We start from the raw sequence: 25,567 nt of genomic DNA on the forward strand, positions 1-25,567 counted from the left end.
TAAATGCAAACGTGTTTTTTTGGCTGAAAATTAGTATGCAGCCATTTTTCAATACTTTTCATTGATTATCAGCTATTTAAAAAGTATTTTACCTATTCATTTTTATCCCGATTTTTTATGAAGCTAAAGACACTACGTATTTGGTTGTTTCTTTTGCCGATTATTGGAATTATTGGAATAGTACTTTTTGTCCAATCTAACAATAATCGACAAGAACTTGAAGAGCAGCACATTAGAAGTATCACTGCGATCAAAGATGATATCATTCGTGCACTACCTGATTATTACAAGCGTATCGACGCGTATTTCTTACGTGAGGGCTATGCCCGACTGAGTAGCAAGCCTCAGGTAAAAGCTGAAGCTGAGCACCTCACCGGAATCTTAAAGGGTTTTATACCTAACTACAGTATAGTAAAGTTTCTACCACAAGATTCCATCGTCATGGATGAACTTTCCATTGAAAAGGAATTGCTGGTCAAAAAGAAACTCAAATTAACTTTGGATGCGGCCTCCAAACACCATTTCATCTCCAATCGAGAGGTAAAAAAATTTCTTTTTGATACCACTGATTTAGAACCAACCACTAAAGGAGAGCTGGTCATTGATGTGAAAATACCAATTTCAGATCTCCTGAGAAAGCAGGAACGCAATCAGATATTTGATAACTTTTTAATTACTGATTCAGATGGTAGGGTGATTTATCCTACCAGCCAACAAGGATTGTTACTTTTCAAGCCCTCACTGATTAAAGAAGACAGTGTAGGAAAGGTCGTCTCTGGAGTATTTGTAGAACAGGTGATTTTTTCCAATCAGAATAATCGGACCTACATCGCTCCAATTCCATTGGAAAACTTAAATCTCTATGCAGTAGGCATGATCAATAACGCCTATTTCCAGCAAGTAGGGCTCAGGCTGAACTTCACCTTGATTTCTACACTTATTTTGTTTTTGGTTTTGTTGCTGGCGTCTATTCCAGTATTAGGTGTAATGAATTTGGCCCAAGGGGATAACCTCACGCAGTCCATCGTAATCCAAGTTGGGGTATCGCTGATAGGTCTGGCACTCGTGGTAGGTTTCGCGCTGTCTTTCAATTTCAACCGGCCAGACCCAGTGCGAGAGCAGGGGTCAAATATCAGCGAACTGTCAACAAATTTTACCAATATTTTAGATACCTATCATTCAATCCTTGAAAACTGGGACTTAGGATGCGATTTTATTCCCGCTCTTCCCGACTTTAATGAGCTGGTACTATTTGCCTCTGGAGGATTAGCCAATACGATTTATTTCAAAAACGCTGATTCCAGAATTGTAGATTTTGGAGGAGGGCTTTCTGCAATAGACCTCAGCTCAAGAAATTATTATAAGCATTTTATTGATCCACAAAATCAAAACACACTTTTCCTGGATTCACATTACAGTAGAACGGACGGGAAATTAGAATCTGTCATCTCAGAATCATGTAACGAAGTATTCCCGGTTCGAGCCATTACTTTTCGACTAGAACCAGATCGAAAAGACTTAAATGAATCGCATCGGTTTTTAGTGATTAAATCTTCGGGGAGCATTCTCTTCAAAAGTAATAAGATCAGCACACCTATCTCAAACCTGCAAGAAGGCGTAGCTAAAGAGTCTTGGCTGGAAATAAGCGCTATCATCAGGAACAATGAAAACAGCTCCCAGCACTTTGAAGTACCCTTGTACCTAAATGGAAATCAATATACAGGCGTTTTGACTCAGGTCTCCAAGGGTAAATTCGATGAGAACATCTGGCTGATTTTTCTTGTGAATCAAAATCTCACCCATGCATTTTCCTCACTTAGTTCGATGGAAGGTATCGTTCTCCTTTTTATTTACTTTGGAGTTATACTTCTTTCATTTATAACTCAAAAACTCACTTCTCAATCAAACTCAGCCTTTAAGTTCAAGTATTTTCTCTTCCAATGGCTAAAACCCAGCTATTCTAATTTGAATAGGTTATGGTTTCTTTGCTTTTCCTACCTAGGATATCTAATGATACTGATTGCGATTTACTATAGTGGCTCACTGAATCACCTTGAGTTTTTGGGGGCAATGCTATTTTCCAGTCTTTTTGTGTTTTTGGTGAACCTGATCACCGGCACAGAATTCCTCCCAAAGCATACTAAGCAAGAAGCGTCTATTTGGGAGAAAGTGCTAGGTACCGCCAAAAATATCCCCAGCTCTATTTATAGCAGCATGGTTTTTATATTCATCCTAGTGATTTTCAATGCCTCCTTTTCCATCACACCATTTTATGTGATTTTGATTTTAACACTGTTTTCCTCCTTGGTAGTTCTGGTATGGTTTCTTGCCATAAAAGACAGTGAGATTCTGCTGCTCAAAGTGTCTTCAGGAAAGACGCTGGCAATCTATTTATCAGTTTGGATTCTATTGATAGGATTTCTCCCCGGCTATATGATCCAGTCAAAAACCCAGCTCTTCGAGCAAGCAATCTGGGAGCAGCGCCTTGTAGAAGAACCGCCCAAACATCCCATACTTGAAAGCTACGAAAAAGTGCGCAGAGGTATTATGAACAGCATTGCTGATCCTTTTGACCCAAAAATCCAAAATTTCATAGCTCCAAATATTGAAGTATTCAAGAGTGCTTTGGCAGGTCGGAAATTGGCTTTCCCTATTTCAGCCCCCTTGATTTTTATTCCGTTTTTGCTCTTGTTGGGCATCGCTACACTCATCAACTATTGGGTTCAAAAAAACATCTTTTTTGATCTAAACATCAGTTACAAAACGAGTAAAGTGCTGAACAAAGCTCAGAAATTCAATTTCTTGTGCTCCACAGATGCGTTGAAAATAAGGCGGGTGATCGAGAATACTTTTGGAGATAAAGTAAATGACTTTGTGATAATTGACTTTTTGACAGAAAAACTCGATGGGGATTTTGATCTGGACAGGGGCAAAGCGTACTACCACTTCAAAAATTACCACTGCTTGGAAAAACCAGAAGCAATCATAGAAGTAATCCATTCTTTGAAGAGTATAAATGCAGTTATCATTATTACTTCAGGCCAGCCCTGGAAGGAGCTATTCAATAAAGTAACTAACCTTACCGATAGAATTGCTTATTCCGAGCTTTTCTCGGATTTCAACTTCCACACCTATCCGATTCAGCATAAATCCCCGCATTTTGTACTCGATGAAGAGCAAATCCTAAATGAACTGAGACGGGAAAAAGCCTACTACATCAATCTATGGCTTGAATTGAGTTTTGATGAACGAATGGTGTGCTACAGTTTTGCCCAAGAAGGTTTCTTTAATATTTCCAGAAAAGACACGTTAATTGATCTAGCTGAAAAAGGGATTATTCATCCAAAGCTAGAAGAGATTGCTGTGAAGCATTCACAGCATACCTGGCATGATTGGGAGTTTTTTAGTCCGGTATTTCGCAAATTAATCCTGAACGAAACCAGTCAAATTGAAAAGAAGGCATTCAAAGATTTCGAGCACAAGAACGGCAACAAAAAAACAATTCAGATTTCTATCGTGAGTTTTGTTTTGATCTGCATAGCACTGATTGGCATTTTCGATAAAAACTTCGTCAATGAAGCGTATGCTTATATGACTGGTGGGCTAGGATTATTGGGTAGCTTTTATGCTCTTCTCAATAGAGGATTAGCTGGATTCAAATTTGGCAAAAGCGATCCAACAACCTAAATTTTGACATCAAATCTCTTTGACAGTATCTACTTGAGCAGCGATCCAAGCGGGTCTTGAAGACGCCAAAAAAGTAATTCCTATCATCGCTATACTTATCCATAGGAAATCATTCCAGATCATTTTCACCGGATAGGCATCTACTACGGCGGATGAAATCCCAAGCGAAACCAGTCCAAAAGTCTGCTGCCCCCAGCAAACCACATAGCCAAGAACTAGCCCTATCACTGCTCCGCTGAATGCAATCAGAGCTCCTTGCTTCAAGAAAATCTTTCTGATCAATCTCTCTGGAGCTCCCATAGCTTTTAGCACAGCTATATCTTTTTTCTTTTCTATAGCCAGCATACTTAGCGAGAAGAAAATATTGAAGGACGCTATCGCCAAAATAAAAACCAACGTGAGAAAAACAAAGAGCTTTTCCATCTTAACCGTACGAATAAGTCCTGCATGTTGCTCATCAGCATTTTTGATCAAAAATGCCTCACCTAAATGTGCCTTGAGCTTTTTTTGAACCTCAGCAATAGCATGCCCTTTGGCTACTTTCACTTCGAGTGAGGTTCTTTTATCCCCATATTTCAACAAGTCTCTGACAAAAGAAAGCGGCGCAATCACATACTCATCGTCAAACTGACGGTCAATGCTAAAATAGGCTACGGGATCCAATACGGCAGATTCGTAAAATTGGGAGGGATCTATAGTAGCAGCACTTCTGGGCGCTTTTGGGTAGTAGATTTTTAGCGGCACATTGACATTTTCCAGATTCACCGAAAGAAAGAAACCCACACCTCGCCCTAGAATTGCAGCAGGATTAAGCTCAGTTCCCAAAGTAGTATCTCCCCAGAAGTAGCCTTTTGAGAATCTTTCCTGATCCAGAAAATTAGTTGAAACCCCCTTTAATCTACCAATCATCTGATTGCCATTGTAATCAAACAAGGCATTATCCTCTATGATTTCAGTGAGAATCGCTACACCTTCCAGGTTTTTGATACTTTCCAGCCATTCTTCGCTGGTCATAAAACTTTTCCCTTGAGCGGCCTCTATTTTCAGTTCAGCATCGAAACTAGCAAAAATCCCGCGAATCAAATCTTCCAAGCCATTGAATACAGACATCACAATCACCAAAGCCATCGTGCCCACAGCGACTCCTATCATAGAGATTCTGGACAAAATGGTGATGAAGTTCCGCTTCTTTTTGCTGCGAAAATATCTGGAGGCTATGAAAAAACTGAGATTCAACGATAGCTATATTAATTCTCTTCTTCTTGATCCTCTTCCTCAGTAGGCGCTGGTGGAATAGACAGATTGGAAATCACCTTATCCATGTATTGCGCGTAAGCGGCAGAATCATCCGGGAAGAATGCGATTTCAGGAATGACACGAACCGATTTACCAATTCGCTTGGCCAATTGATGTCTGATTTCCTTTTTATGCTCATTGATAAGTTTAAATGTCGCTTCTGGATCGGCTAATAAAAAGCTTAAGTAAACTTTTGCCAAACCTAAATCCGGACTCATCAAAACCCGCGTGATCGTCACCATAGCGCGACCGACTAGATGTTTTGATTCTTTCTGAAAGATATCACCTAGCTCTTTTTGGATCAGCTTGGCGTATTTTTGTTGTCTTTTACTTTCCATATGAAGTATTTGTGGTACAAATTTAGCGAAATAGTTGGGCAAGCTTTAATTTCGGGCAAAACCAACCAAACACTCTTCTCCAATTTACCTTGTTCAGCTTTTTTAAATTAAATGACCCCTTCAGGCTAATCGGCATAGGAATATACATTCTCCTGCTGACAATAGTCTATTTGACTCTTAATCCTTTCCCAATTACCCATTCACAATTGATTTGGATGCTTTTAGGGGAGCGATTGGGGCAGGGCTATTTTTTGTATCAAGATATTATAGATGACAACGGGCCGCTATCTGCGGGGTTCTTTACTTTCATGGATTTGTTGTTTGGAAGGAGCCCTTTCGCCTATGAAGTTGTCGGTAGAATTTTAATAGCATTTCAGATAGTTTATTGGAATGCTATGCTGATTAAGTTCAAGGCTTTTGACCTGAACACTTATCTCCCAGCTATTATAATGGCTGCGCTATTCCATTTTTCTTTTGATTTACTTAGTTTGAGTCCGGCATTATTGGGAAGCTGCTTTTTGATTTTGGCTCTGGGACAGCTCTTCTCCCAGACAGTATTGCAGAAGGATACAAGTGAGTCCACTCTATTAATCGGGATATATGCTGGTCTGGCAACGGGTTTTCACCCAAATTACATCCTCTTTTTACCCTACATGATTTTCACAGGGATCGCGATCAGTAGTTTTTCTTTTCGGCAATTGATGCTCTCTCTAGTTGGATATGCTCTTCCTCTCCTATTGATTTCTTTATTCTACTTTTGGAATGGTGGACTGGAAGAAGCCATTCAGATTTGGCCATTGACATTCATTTCTGAAAAATATGAATACCAGTCTCTCCTTGACTGGCTGATCCTAGGAAGTTTTCCGCTATTGCTAGCTGTGATAGGGTATTTCATGGCTACCCTTTTGCGTGGATCTACCATCAACCAGCAAAAGCAACGGCAGCTAGTCATTTTTTGGCTTTTCTTTTCGGCAGCAGTGTTTTTCATTATCAAGAGACAGGCGGCGTACCAGTTAGTTATTTTGATTCCTGGCCTTACGTACTTGATCACGCAGTTTTTTCACCATGTCAAAAGGAAATTCATACTCAAAATCGCCTTTTATCTTCTGATCTTAGGCTTACCTGCAGGTAGCTTTTGGTTTTGGCAAAAAACAATTCCTAATTCAGAATATTTCGTAGTCAAAAGTGAGGGAGCATATTCAGGAGAAATTCTGGTTTTGGGAGATGATCTCTCACCCTATCTCAATGCTAAACTCGGTGGACCATTTCTTAATTATCGGTTGACTCAGCTTTATCTTGTTCAGGATCGCGATTTGAGAGAAAAGGCAAGGCTCTTTCAAATGCTTCAAAAGCAATTGCCTTCCATGGTACTCGACCCAAATGGGGACTTTGAAAAATTACTCAGACAATTTCCAGCATTGGAGAACCAATACCTCGAAACGCGCACAGGGGTTTATACTTTAAAAAAGTAGTATTTACCTCCACTTTTTAATACAAGGGGCAAGGTGAACTTATGATTTAATCGTTTGATTGTCAGCTTAATAAAATGTACTTTTAGCCTGAGACTTTGCTTTTTCACTCCTTAACCACTTTTTTATGGAATCAATCAACCTGCTCCTAGACGCATGTTCTTTGCCCGAAAAGATGCAGTTGGTAGAGTTTGCTAAAATTAAGAATTCTCCCAGCTCCAAGAAGTTGATGCTCATGAGACTTTTCGTGAGCCACCCGGGTCTATCTGATTCTGAATACTCCCAAAAAATATACAAAAAGCCTGAAGGAGCCGCCTACTTTCAGCTCAAGAAACGGGTGAAAGATGAATTTGAAGAGCTTTTTTTACTTTTAAAGCCAACCTGCATTAAGAAAGAAAACCAGCTACACATCGAATGCTCGGAATTGCTTCTCAAAAGCCAACTTATACTTGCAAGAGGCATACGATCTGAGGGAGCCAAATTGCTGGAGCGAGGGCTTAAAATGGCCATCAAGTACGAGTTTCATGACTTAGTGCTGACCATATATAGTACCGCCGTTCGATTTGGGATTTGTGAAGTGCTTAGCAATAATGACTTACCAGAACTTGAGATTGCCATCAAAAGTCATTTGCAATTATTGATTAAGAAAAATTACACTAAATCAGAAGAGCAAAAGCATTCTAAAAACCAGTATTTAAAGATGATGATCTGTCAACTAAATTATAGCCGGAATTCCAGGTTTATTCTAGATGATATCAATCGAGCTATTCAGCACAAGGAATATGAAAATGCATTATCTCAGGTGACTGAGGCCGAATCAGATTGGAATAATAGTTTTGAGCCTAGATCCAAGGATGAATTATTGATAGCGAAGATGTCTATTCTTCTCGCAAAACGAGATTTTACCAAATTACTAGAAGAATGTATTGACTCCGTGGATACTTCTAATTTTTCGCAAGAAAATGAACTGAGCTATGCGCTGAATCATTGGCATGCCTTATTTCACCTGAATAGGACAGAGGAAGCCCAACAAATTCTCCGTAAAAACTTGATGAAGCTGGATTCTAACCAACATCCAAAGTGGAGTTATCTAGAAGCTTTTATTCTTTTTAAGCAACGGAATCTTAAAACTGCCATGAAGCAAATTCATGCTTATCAGAAGCACTTGAAGTGTATTCCTGAATATTACTTAGGCTCTAAAATGCTAGAAATGATGATACTTTTTGATCAGAATGATCAAGACTGGTTAGAATATAAAATTGAGAACTTCCGGAAATTAATCTCCAGGTACAAATGCAAAACATACGGAAGGATTTATCTCGCCTTTCAGCTCTTTTCAAAATTACAAAAATCACTATTTAAACCAGCCCAATTTGATTTGATCCAAGATCCCTCCCTTATTGAACTACAAAATGAAATTGATGGCTTAGAGTGGAAACCTAATACTTCTGAATTAATTCGTTATGATAGCTGGATTATCAAATCCATCAAGAGGCAAAATTCCTAAATCGGCAATCTTCATCTTTGAACAATCTTTTGAAAAAGTCAAGATATTCGTAATTTTTAAGAAAATTTTATGTCATCATTGATTCAATTTTTTTGACCATTCTATTGATTATCAGATAATTGTAATTTTTTAATTCTTAATTATCGTATAAAGGCGCAGTATAATTTCCTGTCTTTTGCTAGCTAAGTTGAATACCTTGAAACAGCTCTTTAACCATCTTTTTTTACATCATTTTTCTAGCGATATGATTCATTCCACACTGGAATTTTTAACTGCCGAGTTGAATGCCTTTATCAAATTAAAGGTAGGTGATACCATGGGGAATCGGATTTACCTCTCCAGTGTCACCAATGAAGCAGGGATTGCAATTCCTGATCAAAGTCTCGGGCTATCGCTAATCAATATTGAAGAGGAACGCACAATCAAGGAACAGCGCAGCACCTACATCAACCCTGTTGGGAAAGTGGAAAAGCGAAATCCTGAAATTCAACTGAATCTATACGTGCTGATCACGGCAAATTTCCAGAACAAGAATCTAATCGATTCTTCAGACGATTATGTAGAAGGACTAAAGCAGCTCGGCTATGCCATCGCCTTTTTCCAGTCCAAGAATGTATTCACCAAGGAAAATAGTCCTGGACTGGCAGGATTCGACCCAGAGCTTACCAAAATTGTGGTGGAGCTATACAGCTACTCATTTGAGCAACTCTACAATTTCTGGACAGTAGTAGGTGCCAAATATCTGCCATCAGTACTTTATAAGGTGAAGACGCTCAAGATTCAGGAAAATGCAATCCAGGAAAGCGGCGAGCCCATTGAAAAAATTCATCTCGATACACTTCATAAATCATGAGCATCATCTACACACGCCTGGGCGAAGTAGCTATTCGCCATGATTTCTTCAAAGATGGCTTAGCCAAGGATATACTTATTTGGCCTACTGAGGAAACTGCCCATATGCTGAAAAATGGGAAAATCTTATTTCGGAAAACGCCAGGTGGAATAGTATTACTCTACAGAGCGGAAGAGGACGAGGTGACTCCGCTTACTCCGCTGCAATTGCCTGAATCCTTTTTCTTCTTTTTTAAACCTGAAAATGCAGCATCTTTCCTTCAAATCACTGATCTAGATAGTGGTGGAGAGAAGTTTCAAGCTGATAAAGTGCCATTTTTTCAAAACATCCCTGCCAGCGCCTCAAGCGATAGTGATAACCCAGAGGAGCTGACCTATCAGTTATTGGATGGAACACGATCAAAGGTTTTTTCTATGGAGATAAGTCTCACTCCCCTACCATCCTCAGTTCGGGTCAAGGTAAGAAATGCCGCCGGAGATGTGATTCCCTCGGGAAAAGATATAGCGGGTAATCCCTTACCAGATGGATATGAAGTTACTCCTGATGACAGCGGGCTATTCAGGTTTACATTCGATTTTAAGGGAAAAAAAGAAGGGGTATATTCTTTTACACTCCGCAATACAGCAGACACAGAAGATCTCTGGTCTAAGAATTATTGGCTTGGCGACTTCCGTTCTTCTCAGCCTTTTGGTGTAATAGAATTACAATATCAAGCTGCCCCCAATCATCTTTATGGGGCAAAAGAATATTATCAACTCTCGTTTGCTAGAAAGGAAAGCCTCTGGACTTACTATGTGGTCAATGGCAATAAAAAAGTAGATCTAATTTCTAGCGAACTTCAAATCCAAGATCAAGGAAATGAAGGATCAGTCCCATACGGCTCCTATACTTTTGACAGGATTGGGGACAGTCCAAATGCTGACATCAAGATAAATAATCTGGAAACAGTGGTTTTCCGATCCCAGGATAAGATTCCTTACTTCGAAATCCCGAAGCTTAATTTTCAGCTCAGAAAAACACCAGGAAATCAAGTGTTGATTTCTAACCTTCCAAATCCATCCCGATCTGCCCCGACCAAGCAAAGTGGTGGAGAGGCTAACTCAGAAATATATGTATTCATCTAGCAAACAATCCGAATATGGCAGACTTTAAAACCCCCGGGGTTTATGTTCAGGAAATATCAACCCTTCCCGCCTCCATTGCTCCAGTCGCTACTGCGATCCCTGCATTCGTAGGCTATACTGCAAAACGCGAAAAAAATGGTGAGACTTTACCCGCAAATAAGCCCGTACGAGTCAGTTCGTATTTAGAATACAAGGAGATTTTTGGTGAATCCTATCCAGAAGATTATAGGGTGACTTTGACCGAAGCAGTAGATGGATCAACTGTGGTACAGATCACAGACCCCACAAATTTCTCTCCTTACCGCATGACTTACCAAGTATATATGTATTTCAACAATGGCGGAGGACCTTGTTATATCGTTCCCGTTGGAGGCTTTGTTGAGGGACCAAATCCAGCTCCAGCTTCTATTGATCCAGGAGAGCTGATAGCAGGAATCGACGCCTTGGAAGAAGAGGATGAGCCAACACTTTTAGTAGTGCCAGAAGCGGTGATTTTAAGCGAAATCGACCGCAAAACTATCCATGAAACCTTGATTACTCAATGTGCCAAACTTCAAGATAGATTTGCTCTACTGGATGCTTTGCACTACGATACCCAAAGTGTAGAAGAGGATGGAAATTCTTTCCGAGACGAAGTTGGATCAAGCGACCTGAAATATGCAGCAGCCTATTACCCATCGCTGAAAACCTCTCTTTACAAATATTATTCAGAATCAAGACTTACTATTATAGACAATCGAGGAGGAGCAGGTCTGGGGGCATATCATGGCAAATCATTAGCAACAATTGGTGCAGGGGATGCCTTTGCTACAGCCAGCATTAGAATAAACAACTTCGATAATATTGATGGAGATAGTTTCACTATAGGCTCAGGATCCTACACGGAAGGGACAGATTTTAATAAAGCTGGGACAGACATTACTACTGCGGGGGCCCTGGAAGCTGCGATAAATAGCGATCCGGAATTCTCAGTAGAACGAACGGGGAATCTTATCACTCTCATGGCACGGATTCCTGGGGAAGCTGGGAGACTAATTCCATTAACATATACTGACAATGGTGATGGCGGTGCAGTAATTTCCGGATCTGGCACTTTCTCATGGCAAGCGCCAGACAAGACGCTTTATAATACCATCATCGGAAGACTGCAGTCCAAAAAAATGGAGCTTTACCCTTCCGCTTCCATGGCAGGGATCTGCGCAAGAGTAGATCGGCAGAGAGGAGTATGGAAAGCACCTGCAAATGTAGATGTTCGAGGAGTAATTAAGCCTGTTGTGGCTGTGAGCGCTGAAGATCAGGGATTGCTCAATGTAGATCCTACTTCAGGTAAGTCGATCAATGTCATCCGCTTTTTTCAAGGAAAAGGAAATCTGGTGTGGGGAGCTAGAACTCTTGCAGGAAATGACAATGAGTGGCGATATATCCCAGTCCGCAGATTTTACATATTTGTGGAAGAATCAGTCAAAAAAGCTACTGAATTCGTTGTTTTTGAACCAAACGATGCAAATACCTGGCTTCGGGTGAAAACCATGATAGAGAACTTCCTGAGTAACTTATGGAGGGACGGAGCACTGGCAGGTTCCAAACCTGAGGAAGCATTTTTTGTAAGAATTGGTTTAGGCAAAACTATGACTCCTTTGGATATTTTGGAAGGTCGCCTAATTGTAGAAATCGGTATGGCGGCAGTGAGACCGGCAGAATTCATCATCCTTAAATTCTCTCATAAACTTCAGGAATCTTAATCCACTTCATCTTAAACACATTTAGCCATGTCAATTCAATCAACACCAGGCGTATATATCGAAGAGATCTCCACGCTACCTGCATCTGTAGCTTCCGTGGAAACAGCGATTCCAGCATTTATAGGTCATACAGATCTTGCCGAGAAGGACAGAGAAAGCGTCCGCGGTGTCCCAACACGAATCACGAATATGCTTGAATTTGAGGGCATTTTCGGAAAAGGAAATCCAGAAACCTTCACAATCTCAGTGGAAGACAACTATGACGCTGCAAAAGGTGCAGGTGAAAAATTAGCCAACCGGAAAATCAATGTAACCCCTCCCCCTAGCCTAAGTCCTTATAAGCTTTATTATTGCCTTCAGATCTACTTTTCAAATGGTGGAGGACCCTGTTACATTGTATCTGTAAATGATTATAACAATGATCCCAGCAAAGGTGCCCCTACAGATTCAGCTACAATTCTAGGTGGTCTGGAGGCTATCAAAGCAATTGATGAGCCCACCCTATTGGTATTTCCAGATATAATTCCTGCGGTACTTCCAGAAACTGTCGGCTCCATATACAAGGATATTTATGATGCTGCGCTTGCGCAATGTGATAGTCTGAAAGACCGATTTGTCATCATCGATGTAAAAGATGTCACTGCTGATCCATTTTCGGATGCCCAGAATTTCAGAAATGATTGCGTAGGAATGTCTAATCTAAAATATGGAGCAGCATATTATCCTAATTTGAGTACTTCTCTGAACTATGCCTATTCTCCGGTGAATCAAACGATAACACATACTAACCTCTATCCCTCAGGAGCTACACCTTCAGAGGCAGGAGTTTCGAATTCACTCTCGCTGGAAACACTGGAAATCACCGATCCCAGCCTAAACAGGAGCATACTAGCCGAAATCAAAAAACAATACATCACCTTGCCTCCATCAGGAGCCGTAGCTGGAATCTATGCCAGAGTAGATCGACAAAGAGGCGTCTGGAAAGCTCCTGCAAATGTGGACGTGAGAACTGTCATTGGCTCTTCTCGCAAAGTGTCGCATGATCAGCAAGCAGATCTCAATGTAGATGCAACTTCAGGTAAATCCATCAATGCAATCCGCACCTTTACTGGCAAAGGAACGCTGGTTTGGGGTGCTAGAACATTAGCCGGCAATGACAATGAATGGAGATATATCCCAGTTAGAAGGCTTTACATCTTTGTGGAAGAGTCAGTGAAAAAAGCCACCGAATTCGTGGTCTTTGAGCCAAATGATGCCAATACGTGGCTAAGGGCAAAAACAATGATTGAAAATTTCCTCTCAAAGCTCTGGAGAGATGGTGCTCTGGCAGGAGCCAAACCTGAAGAAGCATTTTTTGTACGAGTGGGACTAGGTCAGACAATGTCGGCACAGGATATTCTTGAAGGGCGACTCATCATAGAAATCGGATTGGCAGCAGTAAGACCTGCCGAATTTATCATCCTGAAATTCTCCCATAAACTTCAGGAATCCTAATCTAACATTTCAACTACAGCAAACTTAAAATCAAAATATTATGGCAGTAGCATATCCAGTTTCCGTATTTCATTTCCAGGTAGAATGGGGCGGTTCTCGCATAGGTTTCACAGAAGTATCAGGGCTCACTGTGGAGCTACAAAGCATCGACTATCGTGAAGGCAGCTCTCTTGAATATCATGTGAGCAAAATGCCGGGAATTCCTCAGTATTCCAACATTACACTGAAAAGAGGTGTTTTCAGAGCTGACAATGAATTTTTCCAATGGCTCAATACGGTGAAAATGAACAACATTGAGCGCCGTGACCTCACCATTAGCTTACTCAATGAGGAGCATGAACCGGTAATGGTCTGGAAGGTAAAAGAAGCTTGGCCTTGTAAAGTGGAAGGTCCTTCATTGAATTCTACCGGAAATGAAGTAGCGATAGAGACTATCGAACTCTGCCATGAAGGACTGGCTATAGAAACACCTTAAGCCATGGCGCTATTTTATCCGCCAACTGGATTCCACTTTCTGGTAAGATTTGAGGGACTTTTGCTGAAATACCCGGCTATGCCAGATATAGGATTTCAAGAAGTATCTGGATTAAGTGTGGAAATCGGTGTAGAAGAGTATGCAGAGGGCGGTGAGAATCGCTTCAAACACAGAATGCCCAGTCCCATTTCTTATCCTAACCTGGTGTTGAAAAGAGGCATGGCGATCAGTTCTCAAATAGCAAAATGGTTTAAGGATAGTGTGGAAGGGTTTCAGTTTGAAACTCAGGATATCACCGTCATTTTGTTAAGTCCAGAGAAAGTGCCTCTTCAAGCTTGGAATTTTGTCAATGCCTGGCCAGTGAAATGGTCGGTGGAAGGTTTCAATGCTATGGAAAACTCCATCATGATCGAAAACATTGAATTCGCCTATCAATACTATAGACGGATTAGTCCTGATGACATTTCAATATAAAATTATGCCCATAGAAATCAAGGAACTCATTATTCGCACCACTGTCGACACTGCAGAAAGTAAGCCGACAGGAAAAGGCAACAAATTCCCAGATACCGGTGCTGTCATGGATGGTATTCGGGAATTGAGCCGAATCATTAAAGAAAAAAACGAACGCTAAAACATAGCTAAATGTCACTTTCAGATATTTTTTCTCAAAAAGGAGGGTTAGAAAAGCTGAAAATCACAGCTTTCAAGGACGAAAACTACAACGAGTCAACCGCGACTTATGTGGTGATGTATAACCCTACGACTTTTAGCCAGGAATTCAAGAGCAAGTGGATTCCTGAAGAAGGTCCCGCTGATGGCAAACAATATCAATTCAGAACGCTGGAATCGGATTCTGTTTCTTTCGAATTTCTATTTGATGCAAGTGCAGCATCGCCACCCAGCGAGGACAAATCCGGCGATTCAAATTTTGATTACCTGGGTGATGATAAACCTGATTTGGAAAGTATCAGTAGCAACAAAGTCTCTGCAATTGAGCTAATCAATCAAGACAGGCATGTCGATCGTGCAATTCGGAAATTTCTGGACATCACGCAAAATATCCAGTCAGACACACATAAACCCAACTATTTACAGATTAACTGGGGTGCCTACCAATTCCGGGGAGTGCTCGCTACAGCCACTATCAATTACAAACTTTTCAATAGTTCTGGACTTCCGATCAGAGCTACCGTTTCTGCCAATTTTGACCAGTCTCTTTCCCGCCAGGAGCAAGCTGCTACTACAGCGAGAACCTCTCCTGACCTAACCCATGAGCGAATAGTCAAAGCCGGCGACACCTTGCTTCTGATGTGTCAAAGAATTTATGGTACACAAGAATATTACCTGGAAGTAGCTCGAGCCAATCAATTGGGGAATTTCAGAAAGCTTACTCCCGGTCAAAAACTCATTTTTCCACCATTAGCCAAATTTTCAAATGCCTGAAGCCTCCACATCTGCGCAAACTCAACTTGATCTTGCCACCTTCAAGGTCTATTCTGAAGGTCAGGAGCTACCACCATCAGTGGGAGTAGCAATGATTGCTGTGCGCAAAGCTGTGAATAAAATACCCATGGCCAAACTCGTGCTTTTTGACGGTGATATAGCGACAGGAGAATTTCAATGGAGTGAGGGCGATTTGTTCAAACCAGGAGTAAGCCTGAGAATAAACGCAGGATATCACAATCTAGAAGAGCCTATTTTCGAAGGAATAATTATCAAACACGGACTAGAAATTTTTTCCGATAAGGCATCCCGGTTGGTTATTGAACTTCGTGATCCAGTCATCAGGATGACTGTTGGAAGAAAAAATAAATACTTCTTTGACAGCTCAGACAGCGAAATGATGGAAGAGCTCATTGGAAAATATTCCAGCCTTAAAGCCGAAGTGGAAGGAACGGATTTATCCCATGGGGAGATCGTACAATACCATGCGACTGATTGGGATTTTATCCTTAGTAGAGCTGATGCAAATGGCAGAATAGCCACGACTGAAGCAGGGAAAGTCACTATTCAAAAACCACAGACGACTGCAGATCCTGTCATCGAACTTCAATATGGTGACAATGTGGTAGAGTTCGAGGCAGAGATGGATGCCAGACAGCAATATTCAGCCACTAAAGGATTTAGCTGGGATTTCATCAAACAAGAAGTCAGCGAAAAGGAGGGTGCAGACCCATCCATGGACTTTCAGGGAGATATCAGTGGGGACGATTTAGCAGGAGTTATAGGACTGGAAGCATTTCAAATGCAGCATGGAGGGTTATTGGCAGACGAAGAACTTCAAGCTTGGACTGATGCCGGACTGATGAAAAGTCGGCTATCGAAAATCCAGGGGCGAGTAAAAATCCTCGGAGACAATAAAGTGAAGCCCGGAGATATGGTGGAGTTGAAAGGTTTTGGCAATCGCTTCAATGGCAAGGCATTCGTCTCTGGAATCTATCATGAGATCTCTCCTAGTCAAAAGTGGTTCACCCATCTTGCGCTCGGGCTCGATCCAAAATGGTTTGCACAGCAATATGATGACATCTTAGATGAGCCTGCGTCAGGACTTGTTCCAGCTATTAAAGGACTTCACATAGGTGTAGTTACGGTTTTAGAAGGCGATCCTGACGGGGAAAATCGTATAAAAGTAAAACTCCCACTGGTAAGCAAAGACGAAGAAGGAATCTGGGCAAGATTCGCCTCCCCAGATGCTGGAAATGAACGTGGAATTTATTTCAGACCGGAAATCGAAGATGAGGTGATAGTTGCCTTTATCAACGAAGACCCACGTGATCCAGTGATTTTGGGGATGTTGCATAGCAGCAGTAAACCTTCTCCAATTGAAGAAAAGGATGATAATCACGAAAAAGGAATTATCACACGAGACAAGCTTAAACTCCTTTTTGATGACGACAAAAAGACGATTTCCATCGAAACACCAAATGGAAATAAAATTCAACTCACAGATGACGAAGGAGCAATTCTGCTCATAGATGAAAATGGAAATAAGATCAGCATGAGCGCTGATGGAATTACTATAGAAAGCAGCAAAGATCTCATTTTGAAAGCTAGTGGTGACGTGTCTATCGAGGGCACAGGAGTGGAAGTCAAAGCCAGTGCTCAGCTAAAAGCTGAAGGGTCAGCCGGAGCCGAAGTTTCCTCTGGAGGGCAGACTGTCATTTCAGGTTCACTTGTTCAAATCAACTAGATATGCCAGCAGCAGCCAGATTAGCAGATACCACAACCCATGGGGGGACGATTATCGGGCCAGGTGAGCCGACCGTAATTATAGGCGGAATGCCCGCGGCAGTGTTAGGTGATAATCATGTCTGCTCACTTCCGCCAAATGTACATCAACCTACCGTGAGCCCTTTCATCGCTGGTAGTGGGACGGTTCTAATAGGTGGAAAACCTGCATTAAGAGCCGGGGATGCCTGTGTATGTGGTGCATCCGCAGCTGTAGGAGAACCAACTGTAATCATAGGATAGTATGGAAGACAACAAATCATTTTTAGGAAGAGGATGGGCATTTCCAGTGGCATTCAGTGCAGAAAGCCATCAAGTCCAAATGGCAGAAGATGAAGAAGATATTCAGCAAAGCTTGATCATTTTGCTCAATACTACGCTGGGAGAGCGAATAATGCGCCCGGATTATGGTGCAAATATGGAGGACTTACTATTCGAAGCTTTGAATGTAACCACAGCAAATATGATTGCCAACCGCATTAAAAAAGCAATTCTTTTCCATGAGCCAAGAGTAAAAACTGAGGATATAGACCTAAGACCAGATTACAATGAAGGAAGAATCGAAGTGCTTGTGGAATACCTTATTATCTCCACCAACAACCGAAGGAACCTAGTGTACCCTTATTTATTCACCGAAGCAACTGATCTGAAATTATGAGTAAAGACTGCAACGATCTAACCCTTCCCGGCAATGGAACTAGCCGTGCACAGAGACTTATTGACAGTCTTTTGCCAGACTATGTCCGTGTGGATGAGCGGAAAATGGAGGATTTGCAGGCATTTGCAGTAAAAATAGCAGGAGAATTAAAATTCATAGAAAATGGGGGATCAGGGTCTGCAAAAGACTGGAGCGAATTTTTTAACCAAAAAATTCAAGAGAATCAGCTTACAAACCCTCATTTCGCACTTTTCCTAGCTTTCTTAAAACTTTTCAATTTTGCACAGCAAGACATCAATACCCTTACCCAACGGCATTTAGATTTCTATTATCGGGATGTGCTTAGACTGAAAGAAAAGCCTGCGGATCCAGATCAAGTCTATTTGATTCTCAAGCTGGCAAAGCATATTCAGGAACACTTCTTAGCAAAAAACACCACTTTCAAAGCAGGGAAGGATGATCTGGGAAAAGAAATACTTTTTCAAACTACAGATCAAAATGTCTTAAATAAAGCTGAAGTGACCTCACTGATGAGTTTGTACAAAGACAAAGATGGAAGACTTTATAAATCTCCGATAGCCAAGTCTGCTGATGGACTAGGGAGTGAAATCCTTACAGAGGAAATGCAATGGAAGACCTTTGGAAGACCTTCAAAACTCTTTCCAAACCAAGATCGAGAAGTAGCAACAATAGGTTTCGCTTTTGCCTCACCAATCCTGCTGATGGGGGAAGGCAAACGAAAAATCTCCTTAAGAATCCGCTTTAAACTGATCGAGGGTTTACTTGAGAAATTGCACTCACTGGCATTGGATGATACGTTTGAGATCTGGTTTAGCGGAGAAGAAGAATGGATCCGAGCAACAATAGGCTGGGAAAATACGGAAGAGAATGTGGATGCAGATGTATTAGCATTTCTAAATAATGCGAAGACCTGGCAAGATATCGCAGGTTTGGAACCTCAATTTGGGCCTGTGATCGATGACCCCGAATTCGGAATTCATCGCCCGTTTAAAGGCTATGATATAGGAGAAGTGACCGCGAAGAACATTTTGAGTCGAAGAGATTCTTTTAGTACAAAGCAATTTTCTACAATAAATCAAGTAATGGGTGTTAGGGGAATAGGCGAAGACAAAATCAATGATCTCCGATACTCTTTTCTTCACATGAATCATCAACTTATTTCTGGTGCAGACGGAATCGATTTGATTCTGAATTGCATGCTTTTACCCGAAGATCCGGCAGTAGTGAATTATGACGAGAAAGTTTTGATTCAACGAATTCAGACCAATTCGCCTGTGATGAAAGTGAATCTGGCGAATACGATTCAAAGTTATGGTTACGAAATATTGAAGGAATGCGAGGTATTGAAAGCGACTATTTCTATCGATGTAACTGGAGTTGAAAACCTTATTCTTCAAAATGATCAAACAGTATTACCCATTGGGAAAAATATTCAGCCCTTTGGCTTCAGACCAGTCAAAGGGTCGAACTTTTATATAGGAAGCAAGGAAATTTTCGGGAAGACTCCTAAAACGGTAGAGTTGAAATTAAACTGGCATGGACTTACCGAAGCAGCAACAGGCTTTGCGGATCAGTACAATGGTTACAGTGCCAACCGAAATAATCAGAGTTTTACAGTGGCTGTTGATTTTCTGGGCCAAAAAACCTGGAAATCAATTAATCCTTCCAAATCACTTTTTGAAGGGAGTAACAGTCTTCCTTTAATTTCTGAAAAAACAATAACTCTATCAGATCCCGCATGGGACTCCATAAAAGAAGACCCAGATCTTAAGAATCTTACGGAATGGACTCCAGCTTCCAACCGCGGTTTTTTAAGATTAAAACTCAATAGTCCTGATTTCGGACACAAAGAATATCCGCTGATTTTTGCAACTCAGGCATTAGAAACGACTCCGGTATTACCCAAAGAACCTTACACTCCCGAACTCCAGTCAGTCAGCTTAAACTATACAGCTGATGATGATCTAAACCTGAAAAACAACAAGTGGGNCGAACTCCAGTCAGTCAGCTTAAACTATACAGCTGATGATGATCTAAACCTGAAAAACAACAAGTGGGATGGGTTTTTCCACATGGGGGCATTTGGCGAAGCCAAGATCTCAGGTTTTAATAGCAGCTCACCGCTTTTGCCAGCATATTCTGATGAAGGAGAATTGCTTATAGGACTTAGTGAGCATCAAAAAGCTCAAAATATCCAGCTCCTTATTCAGATCCTAGATGGCTCAGCTAATCCAGAAAAACCTGTTCCGCAGGTGAATTGGAGCTATTTGGCAGGTAATCAATGGAATGCTTTTGACAAATACGCATTGCTAACTGATGAAACAAATGGTTTGATTCAAAGCGGTTTGTTGGCATTTGCGATGCCTAGAGTCGCCGACAATTCACATACAATTTTACAGGATAAGCTTACCTGGCTGAAAGCATCAGTTAGTACAGATTCGGATGCTATTCCTGATTTTATCGCAGTATTGGCGCAAGCCATCAAGACAAAATTTGAGCCCAATGAGGATGATCCTTTGCGGGTTGGCAAGTCAATATTGGAAGAAACCATCAGCAAATTAAAAATCGGAGATAGCGCTATTAATAAAGTACAGCAGCCTTTTTCATCATTTGGAGGGAAAACTGCCGAAGCCTCCAGCGATTTTTATCAGCGAATTGCAGAACGAATCCGACACAAGCAGCGGGCGATTACAGCTTGGGATTACGAGCATTTGGTCTTGGAAGAGTTCTCTGAAGTGTATCAGGTAAAATGTCTCAACCATACTTCTTACGATGGAGATTTGACAAAATACCGTGCATTAGCACCTCGGAATGTAACCTTGGTCATTATTTCCAATGTGCAAAATAAAAATGCCATTGATCCACTTCGTCCTAAAGCCAGTGTAGCTCAACTGGGCACAATCCGGGATTTCATCACGCGTATTTATCCGCCGGGAGTTTTTCTGCATGTGGTAAACCCTGTTTTTGAAGAAATCCAAGTTAAGACAAAAGTAAAATTTCACTCTTGGGTCGACAAGAACTTTTTCGCAAGAAAACTAGAAGATGATCTCAAAGCTTTTCTATCTCCTTGGGCTTTCGAGACCGAATACGATTGGACCTTCAGTGAATCATTGCACAGTTCAGTGGTGCTTCATTTTGTGGAAAAACTGGAATATGTAGACTACCTGACTTGCTTTGAACTCTATCATCTGGTCAAAAACCCAGTTTCTGGAGAGCTATTATCAAGAACCCGTGTGGAAGCGGCAAAAGGAAGTCGGGGTGTCTCGGTACTAGGTTCTATAGGCACACTCAATTCCTATGGAGATCATCTCATAGAAGTTTTGGAAACCGACGATTGTCTATGCGAAGACAATGAGATAAAAGCTGCTGCGAGCATCGCCTCAGTGGAAGACGAAGACTTGGATGAAGCATTTTGATACTTGAGAAAAATGGAACAGTCAACCACCATATCGAAAGCAAAACCAACCAACAAAAGTATGGATTATGAGCTGCTGCGGACAGAAGCAATCAGCTATATCCAACGCATTGGTGGAAAAATCTGGACAGATTACAACAGTCACGATCCTGGAATTACGATTCTTGAAGTGCTTTGCTATGCGATAACTGACCTGGGATACCGAAGCAATTTCACCATTCAAGACCTTCTAGCGGATGAATCCGGTAGTTTGAAAAATCAATTTTTCCCAGCCTCCAAAATTCTTCCCTCAACTCCTGTCACTTTAAACGATTACCGCAAACTTCTAATGGATGTAGAGGTCGTCGACGTAGCCGATCTGCAGTGCCCTCGGGCTGGAATCAAAAATGCTTGGATAATCCTGAGGGAGAGCAATGAAATCGCAATTTATCCTGATCGAAAAGAAAAAACATTAGCCTATAAACCATTCCCAACCGATGAAAAAACACTTCAAATGGGGATTTTGTACGATGTACTCCTAGAGTTTGATTCCTGCGAAAATCTCGGTGATCTGAATGAGAATAAGATTAGTATGGAAATCGAGGTGGATGAGCATCAGGATCTGGAGGGAGTGGTGATTGATATTCAAATGGAATTCCCGCGTTGGGATACCACAAGTGTGGATTGGGAAGACCCTGCAAGCATTCGCAAAAACGTACAGGCTATTTCTATTCAATTCCAAAATCTACGGGATGGAATTACATTGGATTTTGATCTGAGTCCCAGCAATTTTATCGAATTAAAGGGAAGTAAGCTAGTAGCTGAGGGACTCGAACCCTTGGATGGCTTAGGTGAATTGAGCAATCAGGTGAATAATTTCACATACACTAGCCCTGAAGGGATTTTAGCCTTTTACCTAAAAAAAGTCGCTAAAATCAGACAAATTCTTGAGCAGGCTAAAAGCACTTTGCATGCACATAGAAATCTATGTGAGGATTTCGTGGATTTTCATGCCTTGCGTGTAGAGGAAATACTCGTTTGTGCAGACATTGAACTCTCTCCAAATGCTCCGATAAATGAAACTGAGGCTTTGATTTTTCAGGCGATTAGTGCATTCCTTTCTCCGCAGGTCAATTTCTTTAGCTTGGAAGAAATGCTCAATCGTTGTAAGGATGAGGCACTTCAGATAGCCAAGATTCAGCAAAACCCAGCGAAAATATGGATTGAAATCCCAACGGCAGACTATCCAAAACCAAAATCCAAGTTGAGTATAATTGGATCTGGCGGGAATGTGGGAATCTATGAAGCACTGGAAGTAAAGACAGATCCAAAAAATGCTAAGCTTTGCGAAATCCTGCTTACCCCTAATTTCCCTTCGCCGGTTTTAATGGATGATGATCAGGTATTTCTGGGGAATTGGGAGGAATCACAGTGTGTCCCAACTGAAAAACTTTTCGAAGGACCGCTGCTAACCCATGGTTTTATAGACGAGGAAGACCTGATCAAGGCAGACCGGAGATCTAGTATCCATGTCACAGATTTGATCCATATTATTATGGACATTGCTGGAGTAAAGGCTGTGAAAAACATACAAATTGCCAACAGACCTCAGGACAATGCCGATGGCTCTATTGCATCCAAAAGTGTAAAATGGTGCCTTGAGTTGGCGATTGATGAATATTATGTCCCTCGATTAAATACGGAGCTTTCCAAAATCACTTACTTCAAAGAAGAATTACCATTCAGGGCAAATCGAGAGAAGGTTGAGGATTTACTGGAAGCTTATAAAGCTGGCGAACGCAAACAGAAGCTCTACTATCCAAAACTGGATTTTGACTTACCTCAGGGAAATTATAGAAACCCTGGAGACTATGAATCAATCCAAAATGATTTTCCGCTAGTCTATGGAATCACGGAAGCGGGAATGCTTCCAAAATCTCAGGGCCGACCAAATCTTCCCCAAGTGCAGCAACTGAAGGCCTATCTAATGGTTTTCGAGCAGCTTTTGGTGAATTATCTAAGCCAGCTCGAGAATGTTAAACACCTATTTTCCATTGACAATAGCAAAGATGAATTTGGAAATCCAATCATAGATTCCACCTATTTTTCTCAAAGTTTAGAAAATCTAACCCCAGATGGTGCGGTGCTCTGGAAGGATTTGGTAGCTCTTGAACCAACCGTTAAGGAAATAACTGAGTCTGTCGAAGACTTTCAAATCCGAAGAAATCGCTTCCTGGATCACCTCCTTGCAAGATTTGCGGAGCAATTTACCGACTACGGCCTACTTGCTTTGCGCCTTAATCCGGCTGAAGGTCAGGCAAGATTGATCGAGGACAAAATGGCTTTTCTCAATGCCTATCCAAAGATCTCTTCCAAACGAGGAAAAGGCTTCGATTATAAAGTTGGAGATCATTTCTGGCACCGGGAGAACTTATCAGGTCTGGAAAACCGGATTCAAGGATTGATGGGAATCCGAGAAAAACCTGCGACTTGGCTACGCTTCTCTCCTGCTTTCGAAATTTTGGAGGTTTCAGGAAACTGGAAGGCTCAGGTGAAAGACTCCACAGATGTACATTTCTTTGAACTCTCTGATGATTTTCCGAACCAAGAAGAGGCGGCTTTGGCCTTGGAGATCGCACTGCTGATTGGGGCAAGTAAGGAAAATTATCAGATTTCTACCGGCGATGCAGGTTTCTATTTTGAATTGCTTTGGGAAGGAAACAGTATTGGAACCAGCCTGAAAGTCGATTTTGGCGATGATATAGTCGGAGGCGATGCAGATCTTGCACTTACAGAAGTTTGGGAGATTCTGCGATCTGAATTTCTTAACAACCCACTCGCAAATCGAAAGAATTTAAGTCTCGCATTAGAGGCATTTTGGGAAGGAGAGATCACAGTTAGTCTGGCTCCCGCTCCTCCGAAATACACCTTAGAATATGCTCTTTTTGCTGCTCCTTTTGGAACTGGAATAAAAATCTTAGAAGGAACTTTAGAAGTTGAAGTACCCGATGCTACCTCCGAACCAGAACTTCAAGAATTGGCTGAGGAAAGACTAGAAGAGCTTATTTGGCAAATCTGCACTGCCGGAGTAATGGAGGCTGCCTACGTCACTGACCCGGCACCATACGCTTCGCCTTACAAATTCTCAGTTACTGATCCAATTCGCGGAGGAGTGCTCGCTAAAAGTGTTGAATCAGACTTCAATGTTCCTCTAGCCACTGCCATTCTGAATGAAGATTGGGGAGATTCTTGGCTGGTTCAGGCTGGATTCGAGCCTATAGAACTGAACATCACTGAAGCCACAGCCATTGGTCCTTTTATTCAACTCAAAGCAAATCCAGCACCGCAAAAAGGTGATCAGATTCATTTTGAAAGAGCTTTTGAAATCATCGGACTTGATCTGAATTTCCACCAAATTACCATTGAAGGCCTCCACGCTTCACTTTTTGAAGAATTTGAGGATTTCGAAGTTCAATTTATGCTGGGGGAAACTGAGCATTTGATTTACTACGACATCCATCAAGTCAAAGAAGAAGATGGCAATACAATTTTGGTGACCAAAAAGACGCCGAGACTAGATTTGGTTGAAGACCCTGAAAACTCGGATGAGCAACCTGGGGGATTCGTCATTCTCAGCAGACAATTTGATGTGGTATCCGCTTCTGGAGACACTTTCAGAATCCTTGGCGGAGCAGATACCAAAGCAATTCAAAAAGTTCAACAGTTCTTCGTTCGAGAGTTTTTCTCACATGAAGGCACACACTTGATCGAGCATATTTTGCTCCGTCCAAAAGTAAAAGGAAAGTACAAAGTGCCAGATGGAATGGGTGGACTCATCACTGAGGTCTTGGAAGACAAACTACTGGACCCGCATTCTGAAGAGGAGTGTGTGTGCACGCTTGACGATCCATACACCTGCATGGCACATGTGATTTTACCTTATTGGTCAGGTCGCTTTACCAATACAGACTTCAGAAGATTTCTGGAGAAAAAGATAAAAAGGGAAACACCAGCGCATGTCTTTTTGACGATATGCTGGATCAGCCCCAGTCATATGAAAGCTTTGGAACTGGCCTGGAAACTTTGGCTTCTCGAAACGCTAAAAACTACTCAGGAGCCTAAAAAGCTTGCTGAAACACTCGCAGGGCTGATTGATGCCTTGGCGCAAATCCGAAATGTCTATCCAGTCGGCACACTCCACGATTGTGACGAAGACGAAAATTTGGAAAATTCCATCATTCTCAACTCCTCATCATTAGGAGAATTTTAACCACGACG

The 25,567-nt window shown here is 41.5% G+C and carries 17 protein-coding genes; 15 read left to right on the top strand and 2 right to left on the bottom strand.

The annotated features are described in order from the left end of the window. Positions 1-117: 117 nt before the first annotated feature. Positions 118-3,687: a hypothetical protein gene (locus U3A58_RS19345; protein WP_323826048.1), complete on the top strand. Its 3,570-nt coding sequence runs from the start codon at positions 118-120 to the stop codon at positions 3,685-3,687. Between the two features lie 9 nt (positions 3,688-3,696). On the opposite strand, the gene U3A58_RS19350 is transcribed toward U3A58_RS19345, so the two are convergent. Both U3A58_RS19350 and rbfA read right to left on the bottom strand, forming a co-directional pair. After that, on the bottom strand, positions 3,697-4,923 hold the full coding sequence (locus U3A58_RS19350) for an FtsX-like permease family protein (protein WP_323826049.1): 1,227 nt from the start codon (positions 4,921-4,923) through the stop codon (positions 3,697-3,699). 11 nt (positions 4,924-4,934) lie between these two features. Beyond that, a complete protein-coding gene (gene rbfA, locus U3A58_RS19355; RefSeq protein ID WP_323826050.1) occupies positions 4,935-5,321 on the bottom strand; it encodes a 30S ribosome-binding factor RbfA in 387 nt (128 codons plus the stop codon). Positions 5,322-5,536: 215 nt separating this feature from the next. Here rbfA and U3A58_RS19360 point away from each other — a divergent pair, with 215 nt between their 5' ends. The 14 genes from U3A58_RS19360 (at position 5,537) to U3A58_RS19430 (ending at position 25,559) form a co-directional block, all read left to right on the top strand. Continuing rightward, positions 5,537-6,793 carry a hypothetical protein gene (locus U3A58_RS19360; protein ID WP_323826051.1) on the top strand — a complete coding sequence of 419 codons (1,257 nt, stop codon included), beginning with the start codon at positions 5,537-5,539 and terminating at the stop codon, positions 6,791-6,793. A 124-nt stretch (positions 6,794-6,917) separates the two neighbouring features. Further along, on the top strand, positions 6,918-8,297 hold the full coding sequence (locus U3A58_RS19365; protein ID WP_323826052.1) for a hypothetical protein: 1,380 nt from the start codon (positions 6,918-6,920) through the stop codon (positions 8,295-8,297). 244 nt (positions 8,298-8,541) lie between these two features. After that, entirely contained in the window at positions 8,542-9,150 is a 609-nt protein-coding gene (locus U3A58_RS19370; RefSeq protein ID WP_323826053.1) for a Pvc16 family protein, read from the top strand. Continuing rightward, entirely contained in the window at positions 9,147-10,274 is a 1,128-nt protein-coding gene (locus U3A58_RS19375) for a hypothetical protein (protein WP_323826054.1), read from the top strand. Before U3A58_RS19370 ends, U3A58_RS19375 begins: the two co-directional genes overlap by 4 nt. A 14-nt stretch (positions 10,275-10,288) precedes the next feature. Further along, a complete protein-coding gene (locus U3A58_RS19380; RefSeq protein WP_323826055.1) occupies positions 10,289-12,016 on the top strand; it encodes a phage tail sheath family protein in 1,728 nt (575 codons plus the stop codon). 27 nt (positions 12,017-12,043) lie between these two features. Next, positions 12,044-13,510, top strand: coding sequence for a phage tail sheath family protein (locus tag U3A58_RS19385; RefSeq protein WP_323826056.1), 1,467 nt, complete (start codon positions 12,044-12,046; stop codon positions 13,508-13,510). A gap of 40 nt (positions 13,511-13,550) precedes the next feature. Further along, complete coding sequence (locus U3A58_RS19390; protein WP_111320708.1) at positions 13,551-13,985, top strand: phage tail protein; 435 nt, start codon at positions 13,551-13,553, stop codon at positions 13,983-13,985. A 3-nt stretch (positions 13,986-13,988) separates the two neighbouring features. Beyond that, a complete protein-coding gene (locus U3A58_RS19395) occupies positions 13,989-14,459 on the top strand; it encodes a phage tail protein (protein WP_323826057.1) in 471 nt (156 codons plus the stop codon). A 4-nt stretch (positions 14,460-14,463) separates the two neighbouring features. Continuing rightward, a complete protein-coding gene (locus tag U3A58_RS19400) occupies positions 14,464-14,619 on the top strand; it encodes a DUF5908 family protein (protein ID WP_323826058.1) in 156 nt (51 codons plus the stop codon). An 11-nt stretch (positions 14,620-14,630) separates the two neighbouring features. Further along, positions 14,631-15,431: a CIS tube protein gene (locus U3A58_RS19405; protein ID WP_323826059.1), complete on the top strand. Its 801-nt coding sequence runs from the start codon at positions 14,631-14,633 to the stop codon at positions 15,429-15,431. Then, positions 15,424-17,178, top strand: a complete 1,755-nt coding sequence (vgrG, locus tag U3A58_RS19410) for a type VI secretion system tip protein VgrG (protein ID WP_323826060.1) — start codon at positions 15,424-15,426, stop codon at positions 17,176-17,178. The genes U3A58_RS19405 and vgrG overlap by 8 nt, the downstream gene beginning before the upstream one ends. A 2-nt stretch (positions 17,179-17,180) precedes the next feature. After that, on the top strand, positions 17,181-17,459 hold the full coding sequence (locus tag U3A58_RS19415) for a PAAR domain-containing protein (protein ID WP_323826061.1): 279 nt from the start codon (positions 17,181-17,183) through the stop codon (positions 17,457-17,459). 1 nt (position 17,460) lies between these two features. Further along, positions 17,461-17,874, top strand: a complete 414-nt coding sequence (locus U3A58_RS19420; RefSeq protein WP_323826062.1) for a GPW/gp25 family protein — start codon at positions 17,461-17,463, stop codon at positions 17,872-17,874. 3,449 nt (positions 17,875-21,323) lie between these two features. Beyond that, a complete protein-coding gene (locus tag U3A58_RS19430) occupies positions 21,324-25,559 on the top strand; it encodes a hypothetical protein (protein ID WP_323826064.1) in 4,236 nt (1,411 codons plus the stop codon). Positions 25,560-25,567 lie beyond the last annotated feature (8 nt).

The organism is Algoriphagus persicinus (assembly GCF_035156415.1).
GTDB classification, from domain to species: Bacteria; Bacteroidota; Bacteroidia; order Cytophagales; family Cyclobacteriaceae; genus Algoriphagus; species Algoriphagus persicinus.

Bases quoted from the DNA above. Each gene is read 5' to 3' on its own strand.
- U3A58_RS19360 (WP_323826051.1), top strand. From the start codon at position 5,537: ATGCTTTTAGGGGAGCGATTGGGGCAGGGCTATTTTTTGTATCAAGAT.
- U3A58_RS19365 (WP_323826052.1), top strand. From the start codon at position 6,918: ATGGAATCAATCAACCTGCTCCTAGACGCATGTTCTTTGCCCGAAAAG.
- U3A58_RS19380 (WP_323826055.1), top strand. From the start codon at position 10,289: ATGGCAGACTTTAAAACCCCCGGGGTTTATGTTCAGGAAATATCAACC.
- U3A58_RS19345 (WP_323826048.1), top strand. From the start codon at position 118: ATGAAGCTAAAGACACTACGTATTTGGTTGTTTCTTTTGCCGATTATT.
- U3A58_RS19415 (WP_323826061.1), top strand. From the start codon at position 17,181: ATGCCAGCAGCAGCCAGATTAGCAGATACCACAACCCATGGGGGGACG.
- U3A58_RS19370 (WP_323826053.1), top strand. From the start codon at position 8,542: ATGATTCATTCCACACTGGAATTTTTAACTGCCGAGTTGAATGCCTTT.
- rbfA (WP_323826050.1), bottom strand. From the start codon at position 5,321: ATGGAAAGTAAAAGACAACAAAAATACGCCAAGCTGATCCAAAAAGAG.
- U3A58_RS19375 (WP_323826054.1), top strand. From the start codon at position 9,147: ATGAGCATCATCTACACACGCCTGGGCGAAGTAGCTATTCGCCATGAT.
- U3A58_RS19420 (WP_323826062.1), top strand. From the start codon at position 17,461: ATGGAAGACAACAAATCATTTTTAGGAAGAGGATGGGCATTTCCAGTG.
- U3A58_RS19400 (WP_323826058.1), top strand. From the start codon at position 14,464: ATGCCCATAGAAATCAAGGAACTCATTATTCGCACCACTGTCGACACT.
- U3A58_RS19430 (WP_323826064.1), top strand. From the start codon at position 21,324: ATGGAACAGTCAACCACCATATCGAAAGCAAAACCAACCAACAAAAGT.
- U3A58_RS19405 (WP_323826059.1), top strand. From the start codon at position 14,631: ATGTCACTTTCAGATATTTTTTCTCAAAAAGGAGGGTTAGAAAAGCTG.
- U3A58_RS19395 (WP_323826057.1), top strand. From the start codon at position 13,989: ATGGCGCTATTTTATCCGCCAACTGGATTCCACTTTCTGGTAAGATTT.
- U3A58_RS19390 (WP_111320708.1), top strand. From the start codon at position 13,551: ATGGCAGTAGCATATCCAGTTTCCGTATTTCATTTCCAGGTAGAATGG.
- U3A58_RS19385 (WP_323826056.1), top strand. From the start codon at position 12,044: ATGTCAATTCAATCAACACCAGGCGTATATATCGAAGAGATCTCCACG.
- vgrG (WP_323826060.1), top strand. From the start codon at position 15,424: ATGCCTGAAGCCTCCACATCTGCGCAAACTCAACTTGATCTTGCCACC.